This is a genomic window from Pseudomonas sp. MONT-RG-20F-20-E-7-02, assembly GCF_022662395.1.
Classification (GTDB): Bacteria; Pseudomonadota; Gammaproteobacteria; order Pseudomonadales; family Pseudomonadaceae; genus Aquipseudomonas.
The window spans coordinates 446,342-461,949 of record NZ_JAKNQN010000002.1 but is presented as its reverse complement, the minus strand read 5'-3'; the positions used below and the strand labels follow the sequence as shown (position 1 = coordinate 461,949).

The following is a 15,608-nucleotide window of genomic DNA, read 5'->3' as shown; positions in this document are numbered from 1 at the left end:
GGTAGACTGCCGAAAAAAAGCCGCTTCACTGAAGCGGCTTTTCTTTACTTGGAGATGTTTGCTAATACTGCTGCTTTCGCGTCTTTACCGTCGACGGTAGTCACACCAGCCAGCCAGCTATCCAGAGTCTCAGGATGAGCGGCCAGCCATTTTTTCGCCGCACTCAATGCGGGCTCTTTTTTGTCGAGGGAGTTCATGATGCTGCTCTCCATGTCGACCGTGAATTTCAGATTGCTGTACAACTTGCCAACGTTACCGCAGCGCTCGACATAGTCTTTGGATGTGATGGTTTTGACCGTTGCTGCGCCGAAATCGTGACCGAAGGAATCATCACCACCCGTTAGATACACGATGTCCATGTTCACGTTCATTGGGTGAGGCGCCCACGCCAGGAACACAATGGGCTTCTTGCGTTGAATCGAGCGACCTACCTCTTGGATCATGCCTGCTTCACCAGACTCGACCAGTTTGAAATCCTTCAAACCATACGAGTTGTCCTTGATGATCTTCTGCACCAACGTGTTTCCGCCGCTACCAGGCTGGATGCCGTAAATGCGGCCTCCGAGCTGATCTTTAAATTTCTCGATGTCCTTGAAATCCTTCAACCCCTCATCGGCCAGAAATTTTGGAACTGCGAGTGTGTATTTTGCACCTGTGAGGTTAGGGGCCGGTAGAACGGACAAAGAATCCTTAAGCGGGGTGACCAGAGGATCTTGAGAGGGCGACCAGTAGTTAATGAACGTATCCAACTTGCCATCGCTAATAGACTTCAGAACGATTGGCAGTGAAAGCATATTGTCCTCAAATTTGTACCCCAGACCTTCGGCCACCACCTGAGTTAATGCGTTTGTCGATATACCATCAAGCCACCCCACGTTCGCGGTCTTGATGACTCGGCAACTACTGGGTTCTTGAGCCATAACCAACACGCTTTGAGATGCCAAGGTTACTGCGATCACGGTTTTGTAAAACTTGTTCATCCGACTCCCCTCTAGAGTTGCACTAACTCTGTTTGACGTATCTGGATGGCAGACTCAAATTTGCACGTGGCTGACGCTTATGAATTGCGCCTTTCCCGCTTCGATTATCGGCCAATCGCCAGTACGGCATAACCGCGTTTCTATTATGAGGAGCATGCGGTTTTCTTATGGATCAGTAGGGAGGGATCCACCTGGATAGGAACGTAATAGCGGCAGCACGCTGCCGCTATTACGCAAATTTGAACCGTCAGTAAAATGCCTAGGCCACAGGTTGGTCGAGCGCGCTGCGGCCCATAGTCTGGTCACCAACGTACTTTTGATCGAATGCTGGCCGAGTGAAAATCCTCCGAACCATAGGCTCGAAGTGCTCCAAAGGGCGAGTAGGGTAATCAGGGTCAAAGGATGATTGGTCCCATTCCTCACAGAAGCGCACACAACTCTCGTAGTAAGGGTGATCCTTGTACAGATCCCGCTCATTACGATCACCGCCGAAGAAGTGAACGTAGTAGTAGTTCTGGAAAAGGCCGTGATAATTGATGACCCAGGTCACCTCTGGACGAACATAAGGGCGAAGGATGGATGCTGCATACTGGGAGTGGTTGTAGGGGGCGAGCTCGTCGCCTAGATCATGGATCAGCGCTGCAACCACCATCTCCTCATCTGCACCAGCGTCCTCAGCTCTACAGGCGGTCTGAAGCGAATGAGCGAGCCTGCTCACCTTGTAACCGCTCAGAGAGTGTTCCAGATCCCGCAGGCATTTAAGGAGCCGGTCAGGAAGCTCCTTTGCGAAATCAGTTTCCAGCTGGGTCAGCATTTCATATTCGGCTTTGGTGCCGTCTTTCATCTGGGTAAAAGCTACGGTTTCCATCATCAGTCCTCAGGCTTTCGAATCTTATTGAGCTTTCAAGCTTCTTTTCATGGCTTTGTAGATGCCTTTGGGGCCATCCATATCCATGTAGCAACCTTGCAGATGACGGCGACCTTCATTGGTATCAAAGCTCGTCCGGCCATGGAGGACACGTGTGTTGTTGAACATTTGCAGCTCGCCCTTCTCCAGCTTGAAACGTCGCTCAAATGCCGGATCCACAAAGAGCTCGCCCATGCGACGACGTGCACGGTGGAATACGGCCATGTCGTGTTCATTCAGCAACGGTAGATAGTCGAGGCGTGGGCTATAGCTGACACCTGTCATTCGGCCCAGCGCGTCGGTCATGATGATTGGCCGCCGCTCAATCAGCTCAACGTCGTTATCGACGTGGCGGTAACGCACAGGCACGTTGGCCAGCAGTTCGAAGCCTTCGGGATCTTCCAATTTGAGCTGCTCTGCGACCGCGAGACTGTCAACGAGTGTAGAGAGCCCCCCCGATGTTTCGTTGATCAGGCAGTGCAAGAGCTGGATGCCAGGCATCGGGTCGCGATAAGGGTTATCGGTATGAGGATCGAGGTGAATTGAGCGATAGGCCAGGTCATTGGAGTTCGGCCGGGAGTACACCTCGAAGTACTTGCCGAAATTGGTTTCGCGCACCTGGCCAAAGATTCTGCCTACATCCAGAACTGACTCGGCTTCGGTAGGCACGTTCTGGATAACGACAACCCCATAGGTCAAAAACTTGCTGAATGCCTCCAATCGATAATCGAAGTCGGTCAGTCGGTTGAAGTCGATGTAGATGAGTTGGGTGTCAATGTTGCTCTTCCAACTGATGGGCGTTGGCAGGCCATCCAACGGATCGAAGTCGGCACGAAACTCCGTGAGGTCATACAGCCCCGCATAACCATCACTGAATGACAGCCATGCCTGATCTACGCCTTTGGCCTCTGCTTCAACCAGAGTGATGCCGTCAGGAAGGTTATGCGGGTTGAACAGTCTTTGCTGAGTAGTGACATCAAGACTGACAGCGTCCTGGCAGCGCTCCCGCAACCACAGAGGCGCTAGCACAATGGTTTCCCCTGGCAACTGTGCGATCACGGATGCCGGTTGTTGCTTGATTTCAAAAGTGACCTGTACCATGAGAACCTCCAAATAGGTGGTCTCAGTATCCTTACGTGCTCAGGGGATAAACACCCGCAATCCCCTTATTAGAGGTATGCATAAACGTTATGGAGCCGAGCGAACAGGACCTCCCGCCACTTAAATCTTTGGTCGCCTTTGAGGCCACAATCCGCTTGGGTTCGATGACGGCCGCAGCGGTTGAATTGGGCACTACTCAACCGGCGATTTCTCAGCGGATTCGCACCTTGGAGGAGTCGCTTGGGTGTGTACTCTTCGAACGTAACGGTAAGCTGTTGCGACCCACCTATGAGGGTCAGCAGATTTATTCAGGCCTAGCCTCCCCGGTGAGTGAAATTAAGGCAGCGGTCAAGCGCATGCGTCGCCATTTCAACAAACAGAAACCTACCCTCTCGATCGCTGCGAATTTTGGATTCTGCTATTTCTGGCTTATGCCGAAATTGCCTGCGCTCCAGGGCCAGTTCCCCCAGATCCAATTCAAGATTCGCCCAGTAAACCTTGACGATGATCCGATGCTTCAAGATGCCGATATCGCCATTCAGTTTGGATCCCTCGACGGTGACTTCCGATTTGAAAAGCTACTGATTCCCGAGACGGTATTCCCAGTGTGCAGTCCAGATCTGGCTGAAAAACTGGGGCTAATGGAAGGTACGAAAATAAGCAGTATCGAGGATCTACCGCTGCTTCATAAGGACAGCGATGACTCCCGGTGGCTGGATTGGCATCACTGGTGCCTGCACGCGAAGATCACTCCGCCAGAGGAAGCGCCAGTTTTTTGCTTCAATAACTATCCGTTGCTGCTGACCGCTGCGCAGGAGGGTCAAGGTATCGCCTTGGGCTGGGCTGGGCTGATCGAAGAGCAGATCAAGGCGGGCAAATTGATCGCTCTCGGGCCTTCAGTAGACCGGCCTCACCGGGGTTACATTGTGAGATCGAACTATCACGAGACACTTCTGGTTAGGGATGTCCTTCAGTGGCTGATTGCGGCTAGCTGACCTTGAAGCCTGCGCCGTTGAATGTCCGCCAAATCCGTTTCCGCTGCTGAAAATCGTGCTGGCGAGGTATTAGATTAACTCGATGCCGATCCCGCCAGGGACCAGACGCGTCTATCTGGCGAGCATTTTCGCCTAAATGGGTGTCCGGTTTCATTGGACCACTACAAGTTGACTGATCTTTTTCTAACGTAGAAAAAACGACGTCGCGCGCGTCGTCAGTCAAACAGACTAATTACCTCAGGAAATCCACACCGTTTTGTGGAACGAAGTATTTCCCGCGCTCGAAGCGAACCTCAGGTCTGTTGCTGGAGAATGGGCAGGGTGGACCCGCGCACTACGTGCAAGTAAATCTACTTTTATGATAAAAAAGTTTTATTGACTAAAATATTGTATGGGGTAATTATTTCTCTGCATCTGCTTCATGCAGAGTCATCTTCAGGGTTATCCCGATGAATCATAAAGCCCAATTCTCCCTCGCGACTTCTTACGTCAAGGCCAATGAATCTTCATTGGCCACTCGCGTGGCGCCGCTGCTGATGCAGGGTTTTCCCGCCGCGCCGGAACACCGGGTAACGTGGAACAACTGGATGCGCGCGCCCTTCAATCAATGGGGGTTCCGTCATCTGTCTCGACTGAGACCCAGCATTGATGTTGCGGCGGGGCCAGGGCCTGCCAGTCAGTTGCAGGAGGCGCCGCGCGCACTGGATCAGCTGTGTTTCGACAGTGAGAGTGGGCTGGGCATCCGCGTGATCGAGCATCTCGTCGCCAGCCAGACGGACGCCTTTTTGGTGATGCAGGGTGACACGGTGTTGTACGAGCGTTACTTCAACGGTCAGCGCGCCTGTGACCGGCACATCATGTTCTCGGTGACCAAGTCGCTGATCGGTACCTTGGGTGAACAGTTGGTGACGCGCGGCGTGCTCAAGCCCGAGCGGCCGGCCGCTTACTACGTGCCTGAACTGGCGGGCAGTGCGTTTGGCGATGCCACGGTGCGCCAGTTGTTCGACATGGCGGTGGGCATCGACTACAGCGAGGTGTATGACGACCCCAATTCAGAAAGCTCACAGTACGGCTACGCCTGCGGTTTTCAACCCGCACCGGCGCAGTACGCGCAGTTCGAATCGTTGTACCAGTACTTGCCATCCCTCAAGAAACGGGGCAGCCACGGGGGCTTTTTCCATTATGTGACGGCCACCACTGAAGCCTTGGCGTGGGTCATGGAACGTGCCTCGGGCAAGGCCTGCAGTCAGATGCTGGAGGAGGTCTGGGGGCGCCTGGGGTGCGACCGCGACGGTTATTTCATGGCCGATCCCTGGGGGCGTAACGTGGCCGGGGCGGGCTTCAGTGCCACCTTGAGAGACATCGCGCGCTTCGGTCGCCTGCTGGCTAACAACGGTCGCCACGACGGTGTTGAGCTGCTGTCGCCCGAGACTGTGGCTCGTATCACCGCCGGTGCGGATCCGGCGATCTATGCGCAAAATGCCGAGTTCTCCCGCTGGACGCCCGGTGCGTCCTATCGCAGCCAGTGGTATGTGTTCAACGACCACAGCCAAGCCCTGATGGCCGGAGGGATCCACGGCCAATACCTGTTCATCGACAAGCCGTCCGGCGTGGTGATCGTCAAGCAATCGTCGCTCACCGATGCGGTCAGCCCGTTCGATACCGACAGCGTGCGCATGCTGCGCGCGATTGCTGCCCACCTGAGTCACTGATCCACGCCCAAAAAATAAGAGTCTTGCGTTCTATTCACCTGGCTTGCCCAGGTGTTGTGCGGCGCCCTGCGTCGCCATTGACTGCCCTGTAACAACAATAATTCCACAGGAGCTTCTTATGGTTTTCACCAAGCGTTTTTCCCGAGCGCTGTTAGCGCTCGGCTTACCCTTGACCACCCACGTTGCGCTGGCGGGCTACACCTTTGAGGACGGCGATCTCAAGGGTGAAGTCAATCTCACGGCAGGAGGGGCGACGCTGTTTACCCGTGGCGTCAACTTCGGCAGCGGCCAGGTCGATGCGCGCAACGGTAAAAACGGCGGCGCCAGGATCAACTGGCAAGAGGTCTACGTAAAACCGGGAGTCAAACTCGAGTACGCGCTGCAACCGGATTTCAGCCTGTTGGCGGGCGGTTCCCTGGTGGCGGCCAGCACCTTCGGTGATGGCGATGCGGGAGGCTTTACTCGCAGCTCCGACGGCAAGGTGGCTACCGAAGAACTCTACGGTGGTTTTCGCGCCGGCGAGTGGAAGTTCACCGCCGGCCGCCAGAACTACATGATCGGTACGGGGTTCATCGTCATGGACGGTAACCTCGACCAGTACAAGGATGGCGCCTACTGGCTCGGCCCGCGCACCGCCTTCAAGGATTCGGCGATCCTCGCCTGGGATCATGGCGCGCTGAAGTCCCAGGCCTTCACCTTGCGCACCGATGATGACTTGGGCGACTTCCGCATGACCGGCATCAACCTCGATTACAACCTTGATGACCAGGTGACGCTCGGCGCCATGGCCATGAAGGTCAATGCCCTGGCCCCCGAGGCAGCACGCTCCCGCGCCGTCGGGACGGGATGCAGGTGTACAACCTGCGGGCGCTCAACGCCAATGTGCCCGGCGTACAGGCGCTGACGCTGAATGCCGAGTACGCGCTGGAGAGGGGGAGCGGCGAGGGTGTCGATTACGCTGCCAACGCCTGGTATGCCCAGGCCGACTATGCCTTCAACACCTTGCCGCTGACGCCGGTCCTTGGCTACCGCTACGCGAGCTTTTCCGGCGACGACAACCTCACCGACCACCGGCAAAAAGCCTGGGACCCACTGAGCAAAGGCTTCATCGATTGGAGCACGTGGCTGGTCGGGGACGTGGTCGGCAATTACCTGATGTTCAACAGCAACGAAAACGTCCAGCAGTTCTCCCTCAAGACCCACCTCAACGAAACCCTGACCCTGGGCGCGATTCACTACCAGTTCTGGCTGGACGAGAAAAACTACCTGGGCGCGCCGGTCAGCGATCGGCGCTTTGCTGACGAAAGTGTGGTTTTCCTCGACTGGACACCCACGCCGTCGTTCTATACGTCGCTGTCGTACAACTGGGTCAAGCCACTCGCCGCCGCCAAACAGGTGTTCGGCAACGACCAGATGTTCAGTGCGCTGGAACTGTATTTCACCTACCGCTATTAAGTGCTGCGAGCCATCGCGGCCGCGCTGGAGTGTTTTGATCATGAACAGATTTTTGCGTAACACCGTGCTGGGCACTGTCGCCTCGTTGCTCATCAGTGGAGTTTGCCTGGCTGAAGAACGAACCGTACGGATCTACAACTGGATCGAATACCTGCCCCCCGAAGTGCTCAAGAGTTTTCAGGAGGAAACCGGCATTCGCCCGATTTACGATGTATTCGACAGCGTCGAAACCATGGAGTCCAAGCTGCTGACGGGCAACTCCGGGTATGACGTGGTGTTTCCCGGCTCCGCTAACCTGGGACGCTTGATCACGGCCGGGGCCGTGCAGCCGCTGGATCGCAAGCAGTTGCCAAACTGGCTGCACCTGGACCCGCAATTCATGCAAACCCTGGAAACCGCAGGTGACTCAGGCAATCGCTATGCCGCGCCTTACCTGTGGGGCACCACACTGATCGGCTACAACGTCGACAAGGTGCGCAAAGCCCTGGGCCCCAACGTGCAGATGAACAGCTGGGACATCATCTTCAAGGAAGAAAACCTCGCCAAGCTCGCCAGTTGTGGCGTGGGTTTCCTCGACGCCAGCAACGAGATCCTGCCGATTGCATTGCACTACAAGGGCCTCGACCCCAATAGCCAGAAGCGTGAGGACTATGTGCAAGCCCAGGCCTTGATGATGAAGATTCGCCCTTACGTCAGTTACTTCAACTCGTCGCGCTACGGCATGGACCTGGCCAACGGTGATATCTGCGTGGGCGTGGGCTGGTCAGGCGGTGTCGCATTGGCCACACGACTGGCAGATGCCGCCGGCAAGGGCGTCAAGGTCGAGATGGCACTGCCCAGGGAAGGCGCGCCGATGTGGTCGGACGTGATGATGATCCCGGCCAAGGCTCCCGATCCGGCGGAGGCCCATGCGTTCATCAATTACATCCTGCGCCCGGACGTGATTGCGCGCATCAGCAACAAAATCGGCTACCCCAACCCGAACAAGGACGCTACCGCGCTGGTGGACGCCAGCATCCGCAACGACCCCAACATGTATGTGCCGGACGAAGCGCGCAAGACCCTGTTCGCCCTGGAGCCGATCCCGGCTGCCGCGGAGCGCATCCGTACCCGCACCTGGACCGCCATCAAGAGTAACCGCTGATCAGTGTGGCCCGGTGCGTGTGCGCCGGGCTCCACTCGGGAGGCAATCAGGCCTGCATGCCGTAAAACACCAGCTCGGTGATACGCCTGACCTGCAGGGAGTGCGCGTCGATATCCGGGTGTTCCTGGTTCACCAGCCTGAACAGTTGCAGGTGCGAATAGTCATTCAACAGGAACGCGGCCAATTCCACATCGAGTTGCGGGCGCAGCTTGCCGGCCCGTTGCAACTCGCGCAGCAGTTCGCTGATTTCGGCCCTGAGCGCATCGTTCATGGCCCGATAGCCTTCGGGCAGTCCATTGCTGCCGCCGAACAGGATCAGCGGCAGCAGTTCACGCCACAGGCTGGGGTGCATGACCTCCAGGGCATAGCCCGTGAGCAGGCGTTCCAGGTGGCAGAGCGCTTCGACCGGGTCGTCTATTTGGTGGATCAGGCTGCGGGTGTCGGTGATCGCGCGTTGATCGGCATGGTGCAGGATCTCCAGGATGATTTCCTGTTTGTTGCCGAAGTACTTGAACACCGTCGGCGGCGACACTCCGGCCTGGCTGGCTATCTGTTCGATGGTGGTGTTCTGGAAACCCTGGCGCTCAAACAGTTCGACCGCGGCTTTACTGATAGCTTGCCGGCGCTCGGCTTTCTGACGTTCACGCAGTCCACTCACAGGAGATCCTTGTCACGAATAAAAAGAGGGGCGCGTGTCGGCCCCATACCCCTGCAAAATACTTAATTGGGTAAAGCTTTTAAAGCCCTAATTGCCATTCAAGGGGTTTGCCGCTGGTGCTTCTTCATACGGTAAGCAAATTGAGCACGGCTGAGCCCCACGAGTCTGGCGGCCGCAGCCAGGTTGCCGGCGCTTTGTTGCAACGCTTCAGTGATCAGGCGCGATTCAAGGCCTTCGATGGAAAACCCCTGGTCCAACGGGGCGAGGGTATCCAGCAGCGTCGCGCGCCGCGCCTGCGCGGTATTTGACAGGCCGCCTTGGTCGTCGAGGCCATAGGGCTCGGCGGGCATCGGTTCGTTGCGAAACAAATGCACTAGGTCAATGGCCTGGCCTTCATCGCTTGCAATCAGGCCGCGTTCGATGAGGTTTTGCAGCTCGCGCACATTGCCCGCGAAGTCGTAGCGCAGCAACGTCTTCAGGGCGCGCATGGTCAGGCCTGACGGGGTCCGGGCGTAGTCCTGGCAGAAGCGCGTCAGGAACGCATTGATCAGCAGCGGGATGTCGTCCCGGCGTTCACGCAGCGGGGGCAGGGCGATGGGGTAGACGTTCAGCCGGTAGAACAGGTCTTCGCGAAAGCTTCCGTCTGCCACCGCTTTACGCAGGTCGATATTGGTGGCGGCCACCACGCGCACATCCACCTTGATCCCGCGCACCCCGCCGACCCGTTCGATTTCCCGTTCCTGCAAGGCTCGCAGCAACTTGCTTTGCCCCGGCAGGCTGAGGCTGGTGATTTCATCCAGGAACAGGGTGCCGCCCTGGGCCCGTTCGAACCGCCCGGGGCGCGAGTGCGTCGCGCCGGTATAGGCGCCGCGTTCGACACCGAAGAGTTCGGCCTCCACCAGGTTATCCGGGATGGCGGCGCAATTGAGTGCCACAAACGGGCTGTCGTGGCGACGACTGAGCTGGTGCAGCTGGCGCGCAAACATCTCCTTGCCCACGCCGGACTCACCGCTGATCAGCACTGTCGCGGGCGTCAGTGCAACCCTTTGCAGCGCTTGCATCGCCGCGTTGAACGCAGCACTGGCGCCCACCAACGGTTGCGGCTGGCGGGTTCCGCCACTGCTGGCTACGGGGCCTGCGAGCGTGGGGGTGGCAGGGCCAGTGACGGCCTGGGAAACATTCAGGTAGCGCAGGTCCTGCTCGACATCACCCCATTGCTCGGCGGTCTTGCCAATCACGCGGCAACGGCGATGGCCCATGCCACGGCATTCCACTTCGCGGAAAATCACCATTTGCCCGAAGAGACCGCTGACGAAGCCGATGGCATAGCCGGTTTCGGTCCAGCACACCGGGTCCTGGCCGATGCCGTAGGCCCCCACATGCTCATCGGCTTCGCACGAGTGGTGCCAGAGAAACTCCCCTTCATAGAACCCCGATTCGGCATCGAACTTGAAGTGCAGCGGTTCGACCTTGGTCATGCCTTCCAGGGTGTGCAGGTGAGTCCCGGCGCGAAACACCGCGGCGGCATCGGCCTGTGGCCAGCGCTCGCGGATCAAGCGCGCATCCCGTGCGCCGGAGGCATAACCGGTGCGGGTGAACAAGCCCCGGGCCTGGTCCCGTCCCAGGCGCTCGATGACCTCGGCGCGCAGGGCGCCGAACGACGAACTGTGCAGCAACAACATGCGTTGATCGTTGAGCCAGATGCGCCCGTCTTCAGGGGAAAAGAACAGGCAGTCGGCCAGTTCCGCTGTGGTGGGCGAGCTGCTGTCACTGAGTTGGCGACTGTCGCCGCGCGGAGGGTAGGGCGCGGTGGCCACCCGGTCGTCGGGCAGCGCGCTGTGGGGATTAGTCATTGTTATGCCCCTGCAAAGCGAGTGATCGATATGAGCAACTACTCAGATAGTTATAAAACATAACCTTATCAATTGAACAAGTGGCAGAGCCCGGGTTTTTTGCGGGTGAACACCCCAGGCGTGTGAACGCTGCGTGGCAGGCCTCGACCCAGAGACCTCGCCGATTGATGTCCGCGCCGTTGCGTGCAAGCGGCACAGCCTTTGCTCAAGACCTGATGCGGCGTTTGCACCCTGTGCAGACGATGACAATTACAAGAACCGGAGTTGCCAATGTCAGTGTCTGAGACCACCCCCTTTCTACAGCGGGCCATCGCGTCCGAATGCCTGTTCAACGGCGACTGGATTCCCGTTTCGGGATCTGTGATTGACGTGATTGAACCCGCCACCGGCGAACCCCTGATGCGCTGCGCCATGGCCAACGCGGCCGACATCGCCATCGCCTGCCGCAGCGCGGCCCTGGCGCAGCCGGCCTGGGCTGCGTTGGGCCCACGGGAGCGCGCCGAGGTATTTCGCAGAGCTGCGGACCTGGCCCAGCGGTCCTTCGCCGAGCTGGCGCTGTACGTCGCGCGGGAAACCGGGGGCGCATTGTTCAAGGGCGAACACGAGGTGCGCGAAGCGATTGTGCTGCTGCATCAGGCGGCGGGGCTGTTGTCCCAACCTCACGGGGTGGTGCTGCCCAGCGCTGCAGGCCGACTTTCCTATGCACGGCGCCAGCCCCACGGCGTGGTCGGGGTGATTTCACCGTTCAACTTCCCGCTGGTGCTGTCACTGCGTTCAGTGGCTCCAGCGCTGGCGGCGGGCAATGCAGTGGTGCTCAAACCCGACCCACAGACTCCGGTCAGCGGGGGGTTTCTCATTGCCCGACTGTTCGAAGAGGCGGGCTTGCCCAAGGGTCTGCTTCAGGTGTTGCCGGGCGCGGCGCCGGCGGGGGAAGCGCTGTGCCGCGATCCGAATGTGCGGATGATTGCGTTCACCGGGTCCACGGCGGCGGGGCGAAAAGTCGCTGAAGTGGCCGGTCGACACCTGAAAAAAGTTGCACTGGAGCTGGGCGGGAAAAACCCGCTGATCATTCTCGAAGACGCCGACCTCGACCTGGCCGCGAGCAATGCAGCCTGGGGTGCCTGGCTGCATCAGGGGCAAATCTGCATGGCGACCGGGCTGATTCTCGTGCATCAATCCATCGCCGACAGCCTCACCCGCAAGCTGGTGGACAAGGCCCGGGCGCTCACTGTGGGCAATGCCGCCCAGGGTGAAGCGGCGCTCGGCCCGCTGATCAACCAACGGCAACTGCAGCGCGTGCACGAGATTGTCAGTGACAGCCTGCAGGACGGCGCACGGCTGGAGGCGGGCGGCGACTATGACCGGTTGTTCTACCAGCCCACCGTGCTCAGTGGCGTACGTCCGGGCATGCGCGCCTTTGAGGAAGAGTTGTTCGGCCCGGTGGCCACGGTGGTCAGTTTCTCCACCGACGAGGAAGCCATCGAACTGGCCAACCGCACGGAGTACGGCCTTTCGGCCGCCATCATCTCGCCGTCGGTCGGGCGCGCCATGGCCATCGGTGAGCGGCTGGACTGCGGCCTGCTGCACATCAACGACCAGACCGTGGCCGACGAATGCATCAACCCGTTCGGCGGGCGCGGTGCCTCCGGCAACGGCGGCAGCGTCGGCGGGCCGGCCGACTGGGACGAGTACAGCCAGTGGCAATGGGTCACGGTGAAAAATACTCCGCCGGTCTATCCATTCTGAGCCGTGGCCGTTCCGGGCCCTGGCTCATCGCTTTGATACACCCATGCCTATACAAAAATAAGAGGGCTTGAACATGAACCTGCACAACAAAACCATCATTGTCACCGGTGTCGCTTCCGGCATTGGCGCAGAACTGGCGCGGCTCGCGCGTTTCCAGGGTGCCACGGTGATCGGTGTGGATCGCCATGAACCGCAACTGACCCTGGATGGCTTCTTCCAGGCTGACCTGGGTGACCCTGTCAGCATTGATGCGCTGGTGGCGCGCCTGCCCGCGCGGGTCGACGGGCTGTGCAACATCGCCGGGGTGCCCGGTACGGCGCCCGCGCAAGCGGTGGCCACGGTCAACTACCTGGGGCTGCGGCACCTGACTCAATCGCTGCTGCCACGCCTGCCGGCGGGCGGCAGCATCGTCAATGTCGCCTCGGTGCTTGGCGCGCAATGGCCGCAACGGCTGGAGCTGCACAAGGCCCTGGCTGCGACGTCCAGCTTCGAGGCGGGGCAGCAGTGGCTGGCGGCCAATCCGGTGGAGCAGGCCAGCTGTTATCAGTACTTCAAGGAAGCGCTGATCGTGTGGAGCTTCCAACAATCCCAGTGCTGGTTTCGCGATCACTCGGTGCGTATCAACTGCGTGGCGCCGGGGCCGGTGTTTACCCCGATTCTCGGCGATTTCGTCAGCATGCTCGGGCCGCAGCGGGTGGCCGAGGACAGCCAGCGCATGACCCGTCCAGCCCTGGCCGATGAGGTGGCGCCGGTGATTGCCTTCCTCTGCTCGGACGCTTCGCGCTGGGTCAACGGGGTCAATCTGCCGGTGGATGGCGGGTTGGCCGCCACCTACGTGTAGGGCCTGCCACAGCGAAAAATCCCGGTGCGGCCCCTCCGTGCCGGGAGTCTTGAACAACAACAAAAATACAGGACATACAAGATGCTCAAGCCTATCTTGCGGAAGGTTGCGGCCACCACGTTTGTCGCACTGTCACCGATTGCACACGCTTATGACCTGCCAGGACTCAACCTGGGCACCACCAGTTTCTACGATGGCTCACCGGCCCCGGCGGGGCCTGGCTGGTACCTGGAGGAATACCTGACGTACTCCCGAGCGAGCCGTTTCAACGATGCCCACGGCAACAAGCTGGCGTTGCCCAGGCAGGATGTGGAAGTGGTGGCGCCTACCACGCAGATCATCTACGTCGGCCAACCCCTGGCCAATGGCGCGATGCCCGGATTCACCCTGATCAACACCTCCCTGGCCCATGTGAATGTCGACGATGGGTTGAACAATGCGGCGCTGAGTTCCCGTGCCGGCTTCGGTGATCTGACGGTCGGTGCCTTCCTGCAACTGCCGACCCTGAGCCGCGCCGATGGCAGCCCGCTGTTGACCCAGCGTGTCGAGGCTGATGTGTCGATCCCGGTGGGAGCCTATGACCGCAATCGTTCGATCAACCCCGGCAGCAATTTCTGGTCATTCAACCCGTATTACGCGGCGACGTACTGGTTCAGCCCGAAATGGTCGGCGAGCGGACGTTTCATGTACCTGTGGAATGGCAAGAATGATGATCCGCAGGCAGGCTTCGGGGATGTTTCCGATACCCAGGCCGGCCAGGCATTGCATGCCAATCTGACGCTGCAATATGCCTTGAACCAGCAACTGAGCGTGGGGGTCAACGGCTACTGGTTGAAGCAGATCACTGATACCCAGGTCGATGGGCACGCCTTGAGCGGGCGTCGGGAAAAGGTGTGGGCCATCGGCCCAGGCCTGGTCTACGCGTTCAGCAAGGAAGAGGTGCTATCGGTAAACGCCTACTTCGAACAGCAGGCGCAGAACCGCACCGAGGGCAACAAACTGGTGCTCAATTGGCTGCATAAGTTCTAGTTGGCGCCGTACGCACCATCACGCTAATGATGGTCAGTGCGGCAATCACCACTCCGGGGGACGTCGCCAGCAGTACCCCGGCGGTGCCGGCGCCGGCGGCAAGGAGTTGCCCGGCCGCCAGGGGCCCGGCCACCGAACCCAGGCGGCCGACAGCCACGGCGGCACCGACGCCGGTGGCACGCACCGAGGTGGGATACGAGGGCGGTGCCGAGGCGTACAGCACCAACTGCGCAGCCATCACGAACAAGCCGGCGGCAAAGCCAGCGATGGCCATGGGCACGATGCCCACCGACAATCCGACCCCGGCCAACGCCGCCAGCAACCCGGCATACACCGACAACACCACGTTGACGGCATTGCAGCGGTCCAGCAACACGCCGCCGAGCAGTGAACCCAGAGCGCCGCCGATATTGAAGAGCATCTGCACCATGCCCGCCTGGGGCTTGCTGAAACCCTGTTCCAGCAACAGCGACGGCAGCCAGTTAAGCAGCATATACATCACGGTCAGGGTGAAGAAGTAGCTGAGCCACAAGGCCAGCGTGGTGCGGGCGCGACCCTCGCCGAACAGCGCCTGGCCGGTGGAGGGGCGGGCGCCGTGGGGGGTGTCGAGCTGTTGGCGAAAGGCACTGGACTCAGGCAGCAGCAGGATCATCAACGGTACGGCCAGCAAGGGCGCCAGGCCGCCAATGATAAACGTGGTCTGCCAGTGCTCACTGGAAAACATCGCCACCACCGCGGCCAATGCGCCCCCCAGCGGTACCCCGCAGTACATCACGCTGATGGCCGTGCCACGGTTGCGTTCGCTCACTGCTTCGGCGCACAGCGCGATCAGGTTGGGCAGCGCGGCGCCCAGGCCCAGGCCGGTGAGGAAACGCACCAGCAACAGGCTTGAGTAGCTGTCGACAAACGCGGTGCTCAGGGAGAACAGCCCGAACAGCAGCACGGCGCTGACCAGGATTTTCTTGCGCCCGATCCGGTCGGCAACCCAGCCGCCGAAGAACGCCCCCGGCAGCAGGCCGATGATGCCGACGCTGAACACCCAGCCGAGCATCTTCGGGTCCAGGGCGAAGGTTTGACGCAACCCGGCGGCGGCGGTGCCGGCGGCTTGCAGATCGAACCCTTCGATCAGCGCAACGATAAAGCACAACGCAATAGTCAGCGTCGAACGACGCGATGAACTGTCCATG

The 15,608-nt window shown here is 59.5% G+C and carries 12 protein-coding genes and 1 pseudogene; 7 read left to right on the top strand and 6 right to left on the bottom strand.

The features are described 5' to 3' along the window. Positions 1-44: 44 nt before the first annotated feature. From choX to L8I05_RS07305, 3 genes are all read right to left on the bottom strand, one after another. The gene (gene choX / locus L8I05_RS07315; protein WP_242167875.1) at positions 45-980 is read right to left on the bottom strand and encodes a choline ABC transporter substrate-binding protein; all 936 of its coding nucleotides are present in this window, start codon (positions 978-980) and stop codon (positions 45-47) included. Positions 981-1,239: 259 nt separating this feature from the next. Then, complete coding sequence (locus L8I05_RS07310) at positions 1,240-1,848, bottom strand: HD domain-containing protein (RefSeq protein ID WP_241089453.1); 609 nt, start codon at positions 1,846-1,848, stop codon at positions 1,240-1,242. Positions 1,849-1,872: 24 nt separating this feature from the next. Further along, positions 1,873-2,988 carry a TauD/TfdA family dioxygenase gene (locus L8I05_RS07305; RefSeq protein WP_043205756.1) on the bottom strand — a complete coding sequence of 372 codons (1,116 nt, stop codon included), beginning with the start codon at positions 2,986-2,988 and terminating at the stop codon, positions 1,873-1,875. 89 nt (positions 2,989-3,077) lie between these two features. On the opposite strand from L8I05_RS07305, the gene L8I05_RS07300 reads away from it, so the two are divergent. The 4 genes and pseudogenes from L8I05_RS07300 (at position 3,078) to L8I05_RS07285 (ending at position 8,294) form a co-directional block, all read left to right on the top strand. Further along, on the top strand, positions 3,078-3,983 hold the full coding sequence (locus L8I05_RS07300) for a LysR family transcriptional regulator (RefSeq protein ID WP_015885383.1): 906 nt from the start codon (positions 3,078-3,080) through the stop codon (positions 3,981-3,983). 449 nt (positions 3,984-4,432) lie between these two features. Next, positions 4,433-5,695 carry a serine hydrolase domain-containing protein gene (locus L8I05_RS07295; RefSeq protein WP_242167874.1) on the top strand — a complete coding sequence of 421 codons (1,263 nt, stop codon included), beginning with the start codon at positions 4,433-4,435 and terminating at the stop codon, positions 5,693-5,695. A gap of 118 nt (positions 5,696-5,813) precedes the next feature. Next, positions 5,814-7,150, top strand: a pseudogene (locus L8I05_RS07290) (hypothetical protein). Positions 7,151-7,190: 40 nt separating this feature from the next. Then, on the top strand, positions 7,191-8,294 hold the full coding sequence (locus tag L8I05_RS07285) for a polyamine ABC transporter substrate-binding protein (protein ID WP_242167872.1): 1,104 nt from the start codon (positions 7,191-7,193) through the stop codon (positions 8,292-8,294). Positions 8,295-8,340: 46 nt separating this feature from the next. Here the strand turns inward: L8I05_RS07285 and L8I05_RS07280 are convergent, their stop codons facing one another. Both L8I05_RS07280 and L8I05_RS07275 read right to left on the bottom strand, forming a co-directional pair. Continuing rightward, the gene (locus L8I05_RS07280; protein ID WP_242167870.1) at positions 8,341-8,952 is read right to left on the bottom strand and encodes a TetR/AcrR family transcriptional regulator; all 612 of its coding nucleotides are present in this window, start codon (positions 8,950-8,952) and stop codon (positions 8,341-8,343) included. Between the two features lie 98 nt (positions 8,953-9,050). Next, positions 9,051-10,805, bottom strand: coding sequence for a sigma-54-dependent Fis family transcriptional regulator (locus L8I05_RS07275; RefSeq protein WP_242167868.1), 1,755 nt, complete (start codon positions 10,803-10,805; stop codon positions 9,051-9,053). A 270-nt stretch (positions 10,806-11,075) separates the two neighbouring features. Between L8I05_RS07275 and L8I05_RS07270 the strand changes: the two genes are divergently transcribed. The 3 genes from L8I05_RS07270 (at position 11,076) to L8I05_RS07260 (ending at position 14,421) form a co-directional block, all read left to right on the top strand. Continuing rightward, the gene (locus tag L8I05_RS07270; RefSeq protein ID WP_242167866.1) at positions 11,076-12,551 is read left to right on the top strand and encodes a benzaldehyde dehydrogenase; all 1,476 of its coding nucleotides are present in this window, start codon (positions 11,076-11,078) and stop codon (positions 12,549-12,551) included. A gap of 73 nt (positions 12,552-12,624) precedes the next feature. Then, positions 12,625-13,392, top strand: coding sequence for a coniferyl-alcohol dehydrogenase (locus L8I05_RS07265; protein ID WP_242167864.1), 768 nt, complete (start codon positions 12,625-12,627; stop codon positions 13,390-13,392). An 81-nt stretch (positions 13,393-13,473) separates the two neighbouring features. Beyond that, positions 13,474-14,421 (top strand): transporter, encoded by a 948-nt coding sequence (locus L8I05_RS07260; RefSeq protein ID WP_242167862.1) that lies wholly within the window; start codon positions 13,474-13,476, stop codon positions 14,419-14,421. Here L8I05_RS07260 and mhpT read toward each other — a convergent pair. Beyond that, positions 14,399-15,607 carry a 3-(3-hydroxy-phenyl)propionate transporter MhpT gene (mhpT, locus tag L8I05_RS07255; RefSeq protein ID WP_242167860.1) on the bottom strand — a complete coding sequence of 403 codons (1,209 nt, stop codon included), beginning with the start codon at positions 15,605-15,607 and terminating at the stop codon, positions 14,399-14,401. The genes L8I05_RS07260 and mhpT overlap by 23 nt on opposite strands. Position 15,608: the final 1 nt, after the last annotated feature.

Bases quoted from the DNA above. Each gene is read 5' to 3' on its own strand.
- choX (WP_242167875.1), bottom strand. From the start codon at position 980: ATGAACAAGTTTTACAAAACCGTGATCGCAGTAACCTTGGCATCTCAA.
- L8I05_RS07310 (WP_241089453.1), bottom strand. From the start codon at position 1,848: ATGGAAACCGTAGCTTTTACCCAGATGAAAGACGGCACCAAAGCCGAA.
- L8I05_RS07305 (WP_043205756.1), bottom strand. From the start codon at position 2,988: ATGGTACAGGTCACTTTTGAAATCAAGCAACAACCGGCATCCGTGATC.
- L8I05_RS07300 (WP_015885383.1), top strand. From the start codon at position 3,078: ATGGAGCCGAGCGAACAGGACCTCCCGCCACTTAAATCTTTGGTCGCC.
- L8I05_RS07295 (WP_242167874.1), top strand. From the start codon at position 4,433: ATGAATCATAAAGCCCAATTCTCCCTCGCGACTTCTTACGTCAAGGCC.
- L8I05_RS07285 (WP_242167872.1), top strand. From the start codon at position 7,191: ATGAACAGATTTTTGCGTAACACCGTGCTGGGCACTGTCGCCTCGTTG.
- L8I05_RS07275 (WP_242167868.1), bottom strand. From the start codon at position 10,805: ATGACTAATCCCCACAGCGCGCTGCCCGACGACCGGGTGGCCACCGCG.
- L8I05_RS07270 (WP_242167866.1), top strand. From the start codon at position 11,076: ATGTCAGTGTCTGAGACCACCCCCTTTCTACAGCGGGCCATCGCGTCC.
- L8I05_RS07265 (WP_242167864.1), top strand. From the start codon at position 12,625: ATGAACCTGCACAACAAAACCATCATTGTCACCGGTGTCGCTTCCGGC.
- L8I05_RS07260 (WP_242167862.1), top strand. From the start codon at position 13,474: ATGCTCAAGCCTATCTTGCGGAAGGTTGCGGCCACCACGTTTGTCGCA.
- mhpT (WP_242167860.1), bottom strand. From the start codon at position 15,607: ATGGACAGTTCATCGCGTCGTTCGACGCTGACTATTGCGTTGTGCTTT.